Source organism: Enterococcus florum, from assembly GCF_004309355.1.
In the GTDB taxonomy this organism is placed as follows: Bacteria; Bacillota; Bacilli; order Lactobacillales; family Enterococcaceae; genus Enterococcus_A; species Enterococcus_A florum.
In genome coordinates, this window is sequence record NZ_BJCC01000005.1 from 1 (window position 1) to 13,450 (window position 13,450).

A 13,450-nucleotide genomic window follows, 5' to 3' on the forward strand; every position below is an offset into this window, starting at 1 on the left:
GAATTCTCGTCATTTCACTGGCTTTTTATTTAGAGACTTATGTCACAGCCTCTTGTTTTAGCTTCAATCATTAATTGGCATTCAAATTAGTCGTTTTGAATGTTGGATCGTAGGTAAACTCAGTCGCTTCCTTCACATTTAACAAGGCTTCGTCTAAGGTAAGCTTGAACACTTCTTGTGATTCGTAAGGATTAAAATAGTAGGCCAATTCGGTCACGTCAAGAACTGCCCGATATTGCGTATAGTCGATGGAGCCGTCATCCTTAATGTTGACACCTTTGGGAATTGTCACGTTATCCAAAATTTTAAACACCGCATTGATTCCTTCTTCAACGGTTTCCCCAGTACTGGTTAATGCCCGTAAAAAGGTTGCCCGTGCAAATCGTTCAGGCGAAGTATAGCCGCCAGGTAAACCAAATGTTCCTGATCCTTGTCCAAAAGGCTGGATCACATACTCCTCAATTTTCTTCGCTGAAAAATTGGTTGGTTGAATACTCAAGTAGTTATTCAAGTTTTTCAGATGCCAGCCAAAATCAGGGCTGTTGGTCATTACACCGACTGGGTTATCCTTAACAACCATTTCTCCGCTGTCCGATTCAAGAACAACCGTCTCTCCTGTTTTATCGGTAACAATGAAATGCAGCGGCGGAATAAAGCCCAGCATCGGGATAGCTTCTTCAACTAAATGAATTTCTGTAATTCTTTCCCTTAATTGGGCAATACTTCCTATCTGCCCCAGCAGCCACATAATGAATTCATGGGGAGCCAAATTTACTTTTTCTTCGTGTGTTGACTCATGATACTTCGCTTCGTTTAAGAAATACAATTCTGCTACAGCTAAGCCCTTTTCGTTCACACCATCAGCCAAAAAATATTCTCCTAGGTTTCGGCCAGTTCCAATGAACCCATACTTTGTTTTCTGTGCTTCCTGTTGATGCTTCCATTCATAATTTCGGGGAATAACAACCGGGCGACCATCGAGCTGGAAACCAAAGTCCATGGTTCTAGCTAAAAAATGATGGTTGGCATGACTCGTTAACGTGAGACTTGTACACATGTGACCACTCCTTAGTTTGATAAAAAATCAAAATTAATAAAAATAGTGATTTTCTTTGACTATAGAGTACTCTTTTGGTGGTAAAAAGAAAACGAAAAAGGCTAGTCAAACAAAACAAGCGACCTACTCTCCAACCAAGAGCAAGTCGCTTGTTCTATTTTCCCCTCACAATACCACCTGAAAATTCTGATCCGCCTTGGCTTCCACCACCGGATGTTTTTTCAAGTAATCGGCAATCAATTCCGTCATATCCACTTGAATCTCTCGTACAATTTTCGCCGCACTGAACATCTTGTAATTTCCGCCGCCAATTGCCCGGTATTGATTAGTAACTATTTCCAGTTTATGATTAATTTTGGAATGTTAGATAATTAATCCATTAACTGCTCCACCGCAATAATCTATTTATTACCTAGGTTATGTTTAAAGAATATACTTTGATAAATCCATTAAAGCCAGCATTCTACAAATCATAGGTAGTTAATCTTAGGTTACTGCTTTATGCTGAAATCAAGGAGGGACACACATGTCAATTGGAACAAATATTTCTTTAAAGAGAAAAGAACAGGGCTGGACTCAGAAACAATTGTCAGAACGACTGCATGTTTCGGATAAAACTATTTCTAGCTGGGAAACTGAACGAACCTATCCTGATATCAGTGCCTTGATTCAATTGAGCGAGACGTTTGATCTTTCCTTAGATCAATTAATTAAGGGGGATGTAGCGATGGTAAAAAGTATGGATAAAAATATCCAAGCAGGACGGAATTGGAAACGCTGGCGTATTCTATTCATCGGCGCTTCTGTATTAATTATCAGTTTTGTATTATTGAATTTGGGCTGGCTAATCTGGCGAGATCAGCGTCAAGCTGAACTGGATCGCTATCCTTGGTCACAGGTAGAACTACCTGAACAGTTTGTGAATAGCTCTAGGCTTTATGTAAAAAAGAAAGATTTATACATTTTTCTATCTAGGTATGAAACAAAAACTTCGACACCTTACTTGAAGTTCGAGAATGGTCCCCGTGAAATTAGTGTACAGGATGGGAAAAAGTATACATTAGTCTTTAAGGATAAAAATGATCTGGTTTTTTATAATGGTAACGGTAGTAGCTTATCCTTGAACAAAAACTTGGAACCAGTAGGAGGTCTTACAAAGACTAAGGTGATGACTACCTACGAACAAAAGAATTTTTTGAAGGACTACCGATCTGATATTACTCGTTTTTACAAAGCCGGACTACCAGTTTTTGAAGAGTTGAATAATTAATACAAGCGACTTGCTCTTTCTCTCTGGAGCAAGTCGCTTGTTCTATTTTATCCTCACAAAACCACCTGAAAATTCTGATTCGTCTCCGCTTGAATCACCGGATGCTCCTTCAAATAATTGGCAATCAATTCCGTCATATCCACTTGAATCTCCCGCACAATCTTCTCCACCCCAAACATTGCATAATTCCCACCGCCGATTGCTCGATATTGATTGGTAACCACTTCCAGTTCTTGCTCTGGTGTAATCGGTTGGCCTTGGAATGTCAGGTGAGTAATCCGCTGACCGGCAGGTTGTTTCATATCAATCGTATATTCAATACCTTCGTACATATCATAATTGTAGTATTGGGGCTTTGGTTTGATATAGTTCGGATTGAAAACAATCTTGCCTGCTTCAACCGCGAGGTGATCCGCCGATTGTTCTAAGGCTGACCGCAGATCTGCTCCGCTGACTTTGATCACTGCTAACGTGTTGGGATAAATATAGTTGGTGATGACATCCCGCATGGTAATGGTTGGGCCAAAGCCCTTTCCTTCATTGTTGAACAAAGCGGTACCAGAGATAGGCGCACCACTGGCAGCCATCTGGACGCGATTGATAAACTCTACATAGGGATGTTCCACTAAGCGAGCCTGCATTGGATCATTAATTCCCATGTCTCCTTCTACCTGACCCAAGGGTTGATCCAACCAAGCTTCCAGTTCTGCTTCCACCGCTGCCACTGTGGCTAAGATCTGCGGGTCTGTGGCCACCTCTTCTAAAGAATGCAGTGTTGCTTGACTGTCTGTCACCACAACTTTTCCCGCTTCTTTCTCGATTGTCAGCTGAATCTCACCTATATAGTTTCCGCGATAACCCGGTTGCACAACTGGCACACCCTTGACGGTATCTGCGATCACGCGATGCTGATGACCTGTAAACAACGCATCGATGCCTGGCACCTCCTGCAGCAGCTGATAGCCTTCGTTCTCACCCGTCAAAGCTTCGGTTGGTTCACCAGCCTTTAGGTCTCTTTCGAAGCCGCCATGATAACTGACCACTACAAGATCTGCTTGCTGTCTTAACAATGGTACATATTTTTTCGCTGTCTCAACAATGCTTTGAAAAGTTAGCCCTTTAAGCGTGTCTGGCTTTTCCCAATGTGGAATGTATTGGGTAACCAGTCCTAGAACAGCAATGTTGATCCCCGCTTTTTCAATAATGGTGTAGGCTTTGCCAAAATAAGGTTCTCCAGCCTCATTCAACACATTCGCTGCCAAAACAGGAGCCTGATAGCTGGCAATAGCTGCCTGCAAATAATCTAGTCCGTAATTGAACTCATGATTGCCGATCATTTGAACATCATAGTTCATTTGGTTGATTACTTTAGTTAAAGCAGTAACCGGTCGTGCACCCTGTGCGATATAATAGCTCAAGGGCGAGCCTTGGATAAAGTCGCCATTTTCAATCGTAAAAACAGGACCCTTTGCTTGCGCCCGGATTTCCTTTAATTTTGTTGCCACCTTAGCTGCACCGAAGGCTAGATCCTGTTCTCCGGCGAAGTTGGTGGGATAGACATAGCCGTGCATGTCGCTGGTTTCAAGAAAGGTTATCTTCATGGTATCGCTCCTATTCATTGGTCATACCGAAGAGACCGAAGCCCCGCAGGCAATTCGGTCTCTGGTTAACTGGTCACTGGCGCATGTCGAGGGTTTTCAACACATGACCAGAAATGAAATTCTCTGAGGTTTGCCGGACCACTCTGCCCTGCTCCACACAATAAAGATTGTAGCCGTGCCGTTCCTCAAACCGCACCAATCCTTCGCCTACATCTTCTCCTACAAAGGACATACTGGCTACCGTAAAATAAGGAATGCCGTGAATTTCATCGACAAAAAAGTGATGGGTATGCCCATTTAAAATGCAGCGAATATCATAGGGCTCAAGCAACGCCAACAAGCGCTCCGTTCCTGGCCATTTTGACATGTTGCTTTGCTGCGGCAGTAAATGGTGATGAGTTACCAGCACAATTGGCTGATCTTTACGTTCTTCCAATGTCTCTTCCAGCCATTGAAATTGCTGCTCATCAACGATGCCATCTGCATAGCCATAGCTGGAATTATCAAAGGAAACCACCGTGAATTCTGGAAAAGTCACCACTTGATTGTAGGGTTTTGAAGAAGGCGTTTCGCCAAGCCAGCCTGTCCAAAAGTTCTCTTTGATATCATGATTGCCTAACGTAACAATCATCTCGGTCTCACCTAGAGCCTCCTGCAGCCAATGCTTCAAATAGCGATAGTCCTCTGCCTCACCATCTTCCGTCAAATCACCGCTGATGATGACCAAGTCAAGCGTCGTCTGCTGCTGCAGGTGCTGCAAGCACTCTCCCAGCGGAATAAGCGGACTTTGCATCGTTGCCAGCATGCCCTTGTAGCCTTCCTCGCTGGCTTCGTATTCTCTGCGAAAATGTATATCTGATATATGCAAAATATTCATGTGCTATCTCAATTTCTTTCTTATGATTCCGGTTATTTGGTCTAAAATAAACACGGTAACTACCACACCGATTAAAATAATGCTGACCTTGCTCCAGGACCGGGTCTGAATCGCAAAAATCAGCGGTGCACCAATGCCTCCTGCGCCCACCAGACCAAGTGTCGCTGCACTTCTAACAGCAATCTCAAAATGATTTAGGGCCAAGGAACTGTAGATGGGCATTAAATAAGGGACGCGAACAAAGAAAATCGTTTGCCAAAAGTTCGCTCCGACAGCTTCCATTTCTTCAGTTAAGCGTTCATCCATCGCTTCCATTTCTTCCGTAAACAGCTTGCCCAGCATACCGATCTGATGAACGCCGATCGCCATTACTCCGGCAAAAGGGCCGGGTCCCACTACCTTAACAAAGATAATGGCAAAAACTAACTCAGGAAAAGCCCGCAGCACGTTGCAGACAAATTTTCCGATTTTCGTTACCAACGGATGGGCCTTCCACAAATTAACCGCACTCAGCAAGGTTAAAGGAATCGCTAAAACCGTCGCAATCATTGTCCCTAAACAAGCAATGCCGATCGTCAACAGCAGTAAACTGACTAAATCTTCGCCGCTGCCATCATAAAGAAAACCCCAATCCGGTTGAGCCAGTCCTCGTAGCACATCCATTCCCATTGAAAGAGAAAACGTACTTAAACCTGAGTAATCCAAGCTGAAGGCTGACCAGATCACCAAAACAAACAAAACGCCAAAGGAAATCAAGGTTTTTTTGCTCATCTCACGAATCATCATAACAGCGACCTCCTCACTCGTTCACTTAATTTATCCACTAAGGCCACTGTAATTAGAATCGTTAGAATAATGATCGACACCCGTTCATAATTCAACAACGCCAACGAAGAATTCAAAATAACTCCAATTCCGCCGGCACCCACATACCCCAGCACAGTCGAAGCTCGCACGTTCACTTCAAAAGCATAAAAGGCATAGCTGGCAAATTGACTCAACACCTGCGGCGCAATCGACCAGACTGCGATTTGCATTTTCGTTGCTCCTACTGCCGCTGCCGCTTCAATCGGTCCATAGTCAATCGTTTCAATCGCCTGAAACATCAGCTGAGAAACCATGCCAAAGGTAAACACAGCAATTGTCAGCACTCCAGTCGCTTCTCCGATACCAAAAATTGCTACAAATAAGGCGGCCAACAATAAATTGGGGATAGTCCGAATTAATCCTAATAAAAAACGAAAAATGGTGGACAGCCAGCGATTTTCCGTCACCACCGTCGTCGCTAAAAAACTGATAGGAATCGCCAAAACCACACCAATTGCCGTCCCTACTAAAGACATTTGCAAGGTTTTAAGCATCGGCTCAACCAGCTTCGGCAAATAACTGAAATCAGGATGAATAAACCTCGACAAAAAAGCCGTCATCTGACTAGAGTTAGTAAAAACCATTGCAAAATCAGCTGAGGTCAGCCGCGCACTGGTCACAAAGCATATCACTAAAAACAACAGAATCAGCAGGTGCTTGTACCAATTAAAGTGAACGGTCTCTTTCAATCTCATGGATCTCTCCTGCCTTTTCTTCAAAAATGGCTTTGCCGTAAATTTGCGTCAGCTGTTCATCCGTCAAAGCCTCCGGTGTGCCGTCAAAAACGACCTGCCCCGCCTTTAAAGCGATCACCCGAGTAGAAAACTTCCGAGCCAAGGGCACCGAATGAAGGTTGACAATGACGGTTTTTGCCATCGTTTGATTAATCTTTTTCAAATCCTCCATGACCTTTTGGGTAGTGATGGGGTCTAAGGAGGCCACCGGTTCATCCGCTAAAATAATCGGTGCCTGCTGCACCAATGCCCGAGCGATAGAAACTCGCTGCTGCTGACCACCGCTCAGTTCATCACTGCGGGTTTGCAGCTTGTCCGATAGGCCGACCGTCTCCAGCGCTTCCTTGGTGTGCTGATAATCCTCCGGCGTAAACAAGCCCAAAATACTTTTCCAAGTGGGATAATAACCGAGGCGGCCGGACAATACATTCTTTTGCACCGTGCTGCGCTTCACCAGATTGAAGCTTTGGGAAATCAAGCCCAGCTGACGGCGAATCATCCGCAATTCTTTTTTGTTGGCCTTGGTAATCGAGGTCCCGTTGATCTGAATATCTCCATCGGTAATCGGAACCAACCGATTAATTGCCCGCAGCAGCGTGCTCTTTCCCGCCCCGCTTAATCCAATGATCGAAACAAACTCGCCATCTTCAATGGTTAAATGAATGTCTTGCAGGCCCACCACCCCATTGGGGTAAACCTTTGAAACCTTCTCAAAAATAATCATGTGCTTTCTCCATTTTTGTTGAGGTTGTGAAAGAAGCGTTCAGCTCCGAGAAATAAGCCAAATAATCCGAAAATAGCTGCTCATATTTTTGTGATTATTCGGCTTATTTCCGAAGAAGCTGCTTCAGTCACACCGATTATTCATTTTTCAAGGGATGCGACATTTGTCACATCCCCCACTGGTTTATTCTGCTGCTTTTTCGGTATATTCCCGAATGGTATCGTAGGCTGAATCGGCAGCTTCCTCATAGCCTTGGTGGCTCCATAAGGACATCGCTTCTTTGCCTTCCTTGTCATCCTTCATATTTAAAAAGACTTCTTTGATTTCAGCTTTTAAGTCTTTATCCATATCCGGCTGAACAGCGATCGCATCGTTCGGTATGTCGCCTTTTGTCAAATACAGGACCTTCAAATCCTTGTATAAGTCATTGTCAGGGAAGCTTGCATCAAAAACATTTCGAGCACCTTCAAACACAAATGCCGCGTCCATTTGACCATTCAAAACAGAGGTGATTTCACTTGGAATATCATTGACCGTAGTCATTTTAGCATCTGTTGTCGGGTCAACTCCTGCATCCTTTAATTCTGCGACCGGATAAATATAGCCGCTGGCTGAATTCGGGCTCAAGGTCGCAATATTTTTTCCTTTTAAGTCAGTCAGCTTGGTCATGTCGCTGTCTGCTTTAACCAAAACTTCACCTTTGAACGTATTGGTCAGCTTATCTTTGATTGGCAGTCCAGTTTCTTGATCATAATCTCCCAACTGCGAAGTCAAAATGGCTTCTGCCGCATCCATATCTCTTGCCTGAACATACGCTGCTGGCGGCATGATCCCAACATCCACTTGACCAGATGACATCGCTTCTACGATCGTTGAATAATCCGTTGCCAAGGTTACTTCTACATCGCGATCCAGCTTTTTCGACAAGTATTCAGCAAATGGTTTGGCTTTTGCCTCCATACTGCCGTCATTATTTGTCGGCACGAATTGGACCACTAATTTCTCTTTTTCTGTATTTTCTGAACTGTCGCTTGTATCCCCTGAACCACACCCAGACAAAGCCGCTAATACCATTACACCCATGAAGCCCTTTACGAACTGTTTAAACTGCATTTTTTCTCCCCCTGTTGGAAATGATTTCTACTACCTCTAAATCATAGCAAGTTCCGCCAAATAATGAAGTGACACGTGTCCTATTTTACACGAATTTTACATACAATTTACAAAAAATTTGAATAATTGTTCGTGTTGAGCCCTTATCTATTCTAAGCTATAATAAAGAGAAGAATGCGTTAGGAGTGGTTTTCCATGAAGAAAATTCGCGATACTCAGCGGCTGGCTGCCTACGTAGAGCTGCATGATCTGCAAAATTATATGGACGCTGATATTTTGACGATGGGTTCATTGCAGTCCTTCGAAAAGGAAGAACATCTGATCCAAACGGGAACCATTTCTGATTTTTTGTATTTCCTAGTGGAAGGCAGTGTAATGGTTTATTCGTATCCTTCCGATACGCAAAATATTTGTATCGATTTCGCTACACCCGCTACGCCGCTGGGTGAGGCGTCCTCCTTATGGGAGCTTTTGCCAAAGAGCAGCGTTAAAGCGGTGACTGACAGTATTTGCATCGCCATTCCTTTAAGGCAATACCGAGACACGTTACAGCAGGATGTTCGTTTTTTGCAGAACATTTGCCAATTGCTCAGTACCCGCTTAAATTCAGGGATTAATTTGGCAAATTCATTAACCGAGCCCGTCGAAACACGTCTAGCCAAATTTATCCTGGCGCATCATGAGAGCGGAAAATTTTCAACACGTCTGACTACCTGTGCCTCGATTTTGAATGTCAGCTATCGGCATCTTTTACGAACGATCACGAATTTTCGTGATGCCCAGATTTTGGAGAAGCAGAAAAATTATTACGTGATCCGCGATGTGAAGGCTTTGGAGGAGTTGGCGGAAAATTTAAGTCACACAATGAAATAGTTCTTCGTTTCAAGAAATATTTACATACTGGAAAGTCATCCCGATGATTGATTCGGGATGACTTTTTGCTGCTTTTGATGATTTTGGTCAGCTGCTTACTCTTTATCCACCCTAACGAATTTATGCTGTTTAAGATTGGCCTGATCAGCCAAGCATTTCATAACGGTTTTGAACTCTTTTGCAGCCGCGTGTTCTGATTGATCAGCCATATTTTTGTTGCATTTATTAATAATTTGTTTAACTTCTTCCTTTTCATTCAGTTCTTCGGATTTGTATGATAGATTTCAAAATTGCCCACACGGTCAATGGTTTCGAAATTTTTGAGCATCGGATTATCTCAACACTTTTTTCACAAAATCATTCTCTCCATATCATAACAAAAAAACTACAGCAGCTTTAAAAACTATTTCCCTTCCCCCTCCCAACTCCCCTTATTCTTTATCGAATTTTCATTTTTTGGAAAAATTCTGAATCAAGTTGAACACCCGGCACAAACGTGTTTTAATTAGAGGAGGAGGCGAAAAAAATGAAAAAGATTGCAGTTTTTTTAATGCTGTTTAGCTTAGGATTTGCTCAAGCGAGTCCAATTTATGCAGAAACGCTCGATACACCGAATGCAGAAGCACCAGCGGATTTGATAACGGTTCCAATGAAATTAAAAGATTTTCCCAAAAATATGTCACTCAACACAACCAAGACATTGGCCTTTGAAGATTTTGAAGGAATCAAGCTTACGGGAACGTTCAAAGCCTTTAAAAATGATCAGATCGAATTGAATGAGGATGGCGAATTAAAGGCATTGGCTGTTGGTACAACTGAGTTCACACCAGAATTCACCTTATCCAGCGAAGCCGTTGATGCCATTAAAGCGAAGTATCCGGGCAAAGAAATTGCCTATACGGATATTGAAAAGGTCACTCTCACTGTCAAAACTGAACTTTCGGTCCCATTGATCCCAGAACCTGAGAAGATCACTGCGAAAGTAGGGGAACAAGGGAAGCTTGCGATCGCAGCTTTTGAAGGGGTCGAATTGACTGGGACCTTTGCTGAAATTAAAAACAATGAGTATATCAAGTTGGCAAAAGATGGCTCTTGGGAAGCCTTGAAAGCCACAAAAGAAAAAATCGATATTGCACCAGTGATCACCTTATCAGCCGAATCTCTGGCAGCACTTCAAGCGAAGTATCCGGATCAAAATATTGCTCACCCGGACACTGCTGTTTCGATACCAGTGGAGATCACCGAAGCTTCTGAAGAAACGCTTAGTGTTCCAATAGAAGTAAACGAAACAACAATCACTGCAAAAGTTGGTGAAACGGGCAAGTTCACATTGAAGGATTTTGGGGACATCCAGTTAACCGGAACGTTTGCTGAAATCACAGACAATGACTACATCAAAGTCGATAAGGATGGTTCTTGGAAAGCGTTGAAATCGGGAGAAACCGAAATTACACCAGTTGCTACATTGACGAAAGAATCAGCTGACGCTCTTCAAAAGGCGAATCCTGATAAGAAAATTATCCATCCTGACATGGCGACGGTGGTCAAAGTCAAAATCACACAAGAACTAAGTGTGCCTTTGAACATCAAACCGACCAAAATCGATACGACGGTAGGAGCGACAGGAAAACTGGAGCTGGAGGAATACGAAGGCGTCAAGCTGACCGGGACCTTTACTGCTATTGAAAATAATGACTACATTGAAGTAGCCAGTGACGGGACATGGAAGGCCTTGAAAACAGGTGAAACCACGATTGCCCCAGTAGTCAAGCTTTCGAAGGAATCACTAGAAGCATTAGAAAAGAAATTCCCGGATCGCGAGATCGTGCATCCTGAAAGAGGTCAGGAGATCACCGTGAAAATCTCTGCTGCAGCAACGGGAACAAACACAGGAACGGAATCCAATGCCAAAAAATACCCGGCTACCAATGATACACGCTCGAACTGGACAGCGGTTGGACTCTTTTTAGTCGGCGCCTGCGGAGCATTGTATGTTTTGAAACGGAAAAAATCGAATATCTAGAATTCTTTTGAAGCCGGCCATCATCTTTGGCTAAAATTGTCCAAAAAAGACCGAATGCTCTTGCATCACTCTGATGACGTAAGAGCATTCGGTTTCGTTTTGGCTTTGCTCGCCTGTTCGCGAACACTGCCTGTTAGTTATCGTTGAATTAATTCGATCGTCACTCCGTTCGGGAGCTCTAGCCAATTCTCCCCTTTTGGTAATCCTTTCAGGTTGAATTGCTGCATTTTCTTTAAAACAGCTGGAAGATTTTCAACCAAAATGCCAATATGGGCCATTCGAGTCTGTGTTTTTTGTTCATCGACCAACTGGATTCCACCGTCTAACCAAACCTGTTTTAATTTCCCACAGTATTCTTCACGTTTTTTCTCTTTAAAACCTAGTGTATGCTCAAAAAAATTGATGTACCAGCAGATATCATCAACAAACACAGCTACATGATCCAGATGCGCTTTATCCATTTGCTCCTCCTTCCCTATTTAGCCAAAAAACGCTAATAATACCCCTGCCGCAACTGCAGAACCGATTACACCAGCAACATTTGGCCCCATCGCGTGCATCAACAAATAATTACCAGGATCTTCTTTTTGCCCCTCATTGTGGACAACCCGTGCAGCCATAGGTACTGCAGATACGCCAGCTGCACCAATCATAGGATTTACTGTTCCTCCGCTTAACCGATACATCAATTTTCCCAACAACACACCGGAAGCAGTCCCGATCGCAAAAGCTAAAAGGCCTAAAAAAATGATTTTCAATGTTGTTATTGATAAAAATAAATCGCCGTCTGCTTTCGCTCCAACAGTGATTCCCAACAAGATCGTTATGACATACATAAGAGAATTCTGCAACGCCTCTGTTAACTTAGGAACCAGTTTGCATTCTCTGATCAAATTTCCAAGCATGAGCATGCCAATCAACGTTGTCGCACTAGGTACTAGCAAGCTGACAAAAACAGTCACAATAATCGGAAAGATAATTTTTTCTTTTTGTTCGACCTGTCGGGATTCTTTCATAACGACTTTGCGTTCTTTCTCAGTCGTCAGTAATCGAATAATCGGTGGTTGAATGATTGGAACCAATGCCATATAGGAGTATGCTGCTAAAGCAATCGCAGAAAGCAAATGCGGGGCCAAGCGAGTGGTTAGAAAGATTGCTGTGGGGCCATCTGCTCCTCCGATAATTCCGATAGATGCTGCTTCCTGTGGGGGCATTCCAAGTAATACCGCTAAGAAAAAAGCTGCAAAAATGCCAAACTGTGCAGCACCGCCTAGAAGAATTGTTTTGGGATTCGCAAGCAAAGGGCCAAAATCTGTAGATGATCCTAAACATAGAAAAATCAACGGCGGATAAATTCCTAGATTCGTCCCTTGATAAAGGTAATACAATAGTCCTCCCGGATTCCCATCTGCTCCAGCGCTCATTAGCCCTGCTAATGGCAGATTGACTAATAATATTCCAAAAGAGATCGGAATCATCAAATAAGGCTCATACTGTTTTTTAATTCCCAAATACAGGAAAATACAGGCAAGTGCTATCATGAATAAATTATTGAAAGTTAAATTTGCCAATCCGGAGGTATTGATCATTTGCTGTATTATTTCACTCATAGTTTTCTCCTACATCATCATCAACAATTGATTGGATTCTACATTTTGATTTTCTGAAACATTGATACTAAAAATCGTGCTATCTTTAGGAGATACAACAGGTGTCTCCATTTTCATTGCTTCCAAGATACATAAAGTATCCCCTTTTTTTACAGAATCGCCCACCCGAACACAAATCGAAAGAATGGTTCCAGCCATTGGTGCTGGAATCGGCATGTTTTCTGCTGATTCAGTCATATGGGTCATTCGATTTGTCTTTTCGACCGCAGATTTTTTCGTTATATTCTGAGCAGCTTCTTCGGTTAATTCTTTGAGTATCACTTGATATAATTGTCCGTCAACAGTAACCTCATAATTTTTCATTGATTTCCCTCACTTAATTGATTCTTTTAATATCGATGATTTGAAATTTTTTTTCTGGTTGATTGTTGCTTGCCTCAGCCAAAGCCGTAATCGCAGCAACTTTCGCAAAGGAATCCGCATAAAATAATTCTTTTGTTGATAATTCTTCAGTGATCAAGCTGTGTTCGCTGATGGGGATACCTGACTGCTCGGGCTCTTTTTTCTTACCAAAAACTTTTGTGTTTACCATCATCAATCCCATGATCCCGCATAAAATTAAAAAGACAGTGCTCATGGAAAAAATGGTGAGTTTAAATACCTCGATTAATGAATACTGCATAGCTTCTTCCTCCCATCAA

General features: G+C 42.8%; 14 protein-coding genes and 1 pseudogene. 3 read left to right on the forward strand and 12 right to left on the reverse strand.

The genetic code is table 11. The features are described from left to right. Nucleotides 1-70 precede the first annotated feature (70 nt). On the reverse strand, nt 71-1,057 hold the full coding sequence (locus tag NRIC_RS02495; RefSeq protein WP_146621125.1) for a choloylglycine hydrolase family protein: 987 nt from the start codon (nt 1,055-1,057) through the stop codon (nt 71-73). A gap of 165 nt (nt 1,058-1,222) precedes the next feature. Next, nucleotides 1,223-1,399: pseudogene (locus tag NRIC_RS02500) on the reverse strand (bifunctional metallophosphatase/5'-nucleotidase); the annotation flags it as partial. A 184-nt stretch (nt 1,400-1,583) separates the two neighbouring features. On the opposite strand from NRIC_RS02500, the gene NRIC_RS02505 reads away from it, so the two are divergent. Continuing rightward, a complete protein-coding gene (locus NRIC_RS02505; RefSeq protein WP_146621126.1) occupies nt 1,584-2,327 on the forward strand; it encodes a helix-turn-helix domain-containing protein in 744 nt (247 codons plus the stop codon). Between the two features lie 53 nt (nt 2,328-2,380). On the opposite strand, the gene NRIC_RS02510 is transcribed toward NRIC_RS02505, so the two are convergent. The 6 genes from NRIC_RS02510 to NRIC_RS02535 form a co-directional block, all read right to left on the reverse strand. Beyond that, complete coding sequence (locus tag NRIC_RS02510; protein WP_146621127.1) at nt 2,381-3,928, reverse strand: bifunctional metallophosphatase/5'-nucleotidase; 1,548 nt, start codon at nt 3,926-3,928, stop codon at nt 2,381-2,383. A gap of 73 nt (nt 3,929-4,001) precedes the next feature. Beyond that, nucleotides 4,002-4,805: a metallophosphoesterase family protein gene (locus tag NRIC_RS02515; protein ID WP_146621128.1), complete on the reverse strand. Its 804-nt coding sequence runs from the start codon at nt 4,803-4,805 to the stop codon at nt 4,002-4,004. 3 nt (nt 4,806-4,808) lie between these two features. Then, the gene (gene phnE / locus NRIC_RS02520) at nt 4,809-5,591 is read right to left on the reverse strand and encodes a phosphonate ABC transporter, permease protein PhnE (protein WP_146621129.1); all 783 of its coding nucleotides are present in this window, start codon (nt 5,589-5,591) and stop codon (nt 4,809-4,811) included. Further along, nucleotides 5,588-6,367, reverse strand: coding sequence for a phosphonate ABC transporter, permease protein PhnE (gene phnE, locus NRIC_RS02525; protein WP_146621130.1), 780 nt, complete (start codon nt 6,365-6,367; stop codon nt 5,588-5,590). The genes phnE (NRIC_RS02520) and phnE (NRIC_RS02525) overlap by 4 nt, the downstream gene beginning before the upstream one ends. Further along, complete coding sequence (phnC, locus tag NRIC_RS02530; RefSeq protein WP_146621131.1) at nt 6,339-7,130, reverse strand: phosphonate ABC transporter ATP-binding protein; 792 nt, start codon at nt 7,128-7,130, stop codon at nt 6,339-6,341. The genes phnE (NRIC_RS02525) and phnC overlap by 29 nt, the downstream gene beginning before the upstream one ends. Nucleotides 7,131-7,313: 183 nt before the next feature. After that, the gene (locus tag NRIC_RS02535) at nt 7,314-8,243 is read right to left on the reverse strand and encodes a phosphate/phosphite/phosphonate ABC transporter substrate-binding protein (RefSeq protein ID WP_146621132.1); all 930 of its coding nucleotides are present in this window, start codon (nt 8,241-8,243) and stop codon (nt 7,314-7,316) included. A 195-nt stretch (nt 8,244-8,438) separates the two neighbouring features. Here NRIC_RS02535 and NRIC_RS02540 point away from each other — a divergent pair, with 195 nt between their 5' ends. Beyond that, a complete protein-coding gene (locus NRIC_RS02540; protein WP_146621133.1) occupies nt 8,439-9,116 on the forward strand; it encodes a cyclic nucleotide-binding domain-containing protein in 678 nt (225 codons plus the stop codon). 526 nt (nt 9,117-9,642) lie between these two features. Beyond that, nucleotides 9,643-11,139 carry a PepSY-like domain-containing protein gene (locus NRIC_RS02545; RefSeq protein WP_146621134.1) on the forward strand — a complete coding sequence of 499 codons (1,497 nt, stop codon included), beginning with the start codon at nt 9,643-9,645 and terminating at the stop codon, nt 11,137-11,139. A 137-nt stretch (nt 11,140-11,276) separates the two neighbouring features. On the opposite strand, the gene NRIC_RS02550 is transcribed toward NRIC_RS02545, so the two are convergent. From NRIC_RS02550 to NRIC_RS02565, 4 genes are read right to left on the reverse strand one after another with little or no spacing between them, the layout of a single operon-like run. Beyond that, nucleotides 11,277-11,600: a VOC family protein gene (locus tag NRIC_RS02550; protein WP_146621135.1), complete on the reverse strand. Its 324-nt coding sequence runs from the start codon at nt 11,598-11,600 to the stop codon at nt 11,277-11,279. Nucleotides 11,601-11,618: 18 nt separating this feature from the next. Then, nucleotides 11,619-12,749, reverse strand: coding sequence for a sodium ion-translocating decarboxylase subunit beta (locus NRIC_RS02555; RefSeq protein WP_146621136.1), 1,131 nt, complete (start codon nt 12,747-12,749; stop codon nt 11,619-11,621). Between the two features lie 9 nt (nt 12,750-12,758). Next, nucleotides 12,759-13,112, reverse strand: a complete 354-nt coding sequence (locus NRIC_RS02560; protein WP_146621137.1) for a DUF2118 domain-containing protein — start codon at nt 13,110-13,112, stop codon at nt 12,759-12,761. Nucleotides 13,113-13,125: 13 nt separating this feature from the next. Next, complete coding sequence (locus NRIC_RS02565) at nt 13,126-13,431, reverse strand: OadG family protein (protein WP_146621138.1); 306 nt, start codon at nt 13,429-13,431, stop codon at nt 13,126-13,128. Nucleotides 13,432-13,450 lie beyond the last annotated feature (19 nt).

Coding starts and splice junctions, on each gene's coding strand:
- NRIC_RS02495 (WP_146621125.1), bottom strand. CDS start 1,057: ATGTGTACAAGTCTCACGTTAACGAGTCATGCCAACCATCATTTTTTA.
- NRIC_RS02505 (WP_146621126.1), top strand. CDS start 1,584: ATGTCAATTGGAACAAATATTTCTTTAAAGAGAAAAGAACAGGGCTGG.
- NRIC_RS02510 (WP_146621127.1), bottom strand. CDS start 3,928: ATGAAGATAACCTTTCTTGAAACCAGCGACATGCACGGCTATGTCTAT.
- NRIC_RS02515 (WP_146621128.1), bottom strand. CDS start 4,805: ATGAATATTTTGCATATATCAGATATACATTTTCGCAGAGAATACGAA.
- phnE (WP_146621129.1), bottom strand. CDS start 5,591: ATGATGATTCGTGAGATGAGCAAAAAAACCTTGATTTCCTTTGGCGTT.
- phnE (WP_146621130.1), bottom strand. CDS start 6,367: ATGAGATTGAAAGAGACCGTTCACTTTAATTGGTACAAGCACCTGCTG.
- phnC (WP_146621131.1), bottom strand. CDS start 7,130: ATGATTATTTTTGAGAAGGTTTCAAAGGTTTACCCCAATGGGGTGGTG.
- NRIC_RS02535 (WP_146621132.1), bottom strand. CDS start 8,243: ATGCAGTTTAAACAGTTCGTAAAGGGCTTCATGGGTGTAATGGTATTA.
- NRIC_RS02540 (WP_146621133.1), top strand. CDS start 8,439: ATGAAGAAAATTCGCGATACTCAGCGGCTGGCTGCCTACGTAGAGCTG.
- NRIC_RS02545 (WP_146621134.1), top strand. CDS start 9,643: ATGAAAAAGATTGCAGTTTTTTTAATGCTGTTTAGCTTAGGATTTGCT.
- NRIC_RS02550 (WP_146621135.1), bottom strand. CDS start 11,600: ATGGATAAAGCGCATCTGGATCATGTAGCTGTGTTTGTTGATGATATC.
- NRIC_RS02555 (WP_146621136.1), bottom strand. CDS start 12,749: ATGAGTGAAATAATACAGCAAATGATCAATACCTCCGGATTGGCAAAT.
- NRIC_RS02560 (WP_146621137.1), bottom strand. CDS start 13,112: ATGAAAAATTATGAGGTTACTGTTGACGGACAATTATATCAAGTGATA.
- NRIC_RS02565 (WP_146621138.1), bottom strand. CDS start 13,431: ATGCAGTATTCATTAATCGAGGTATTTAAACTCACCATTTTTTCCATG.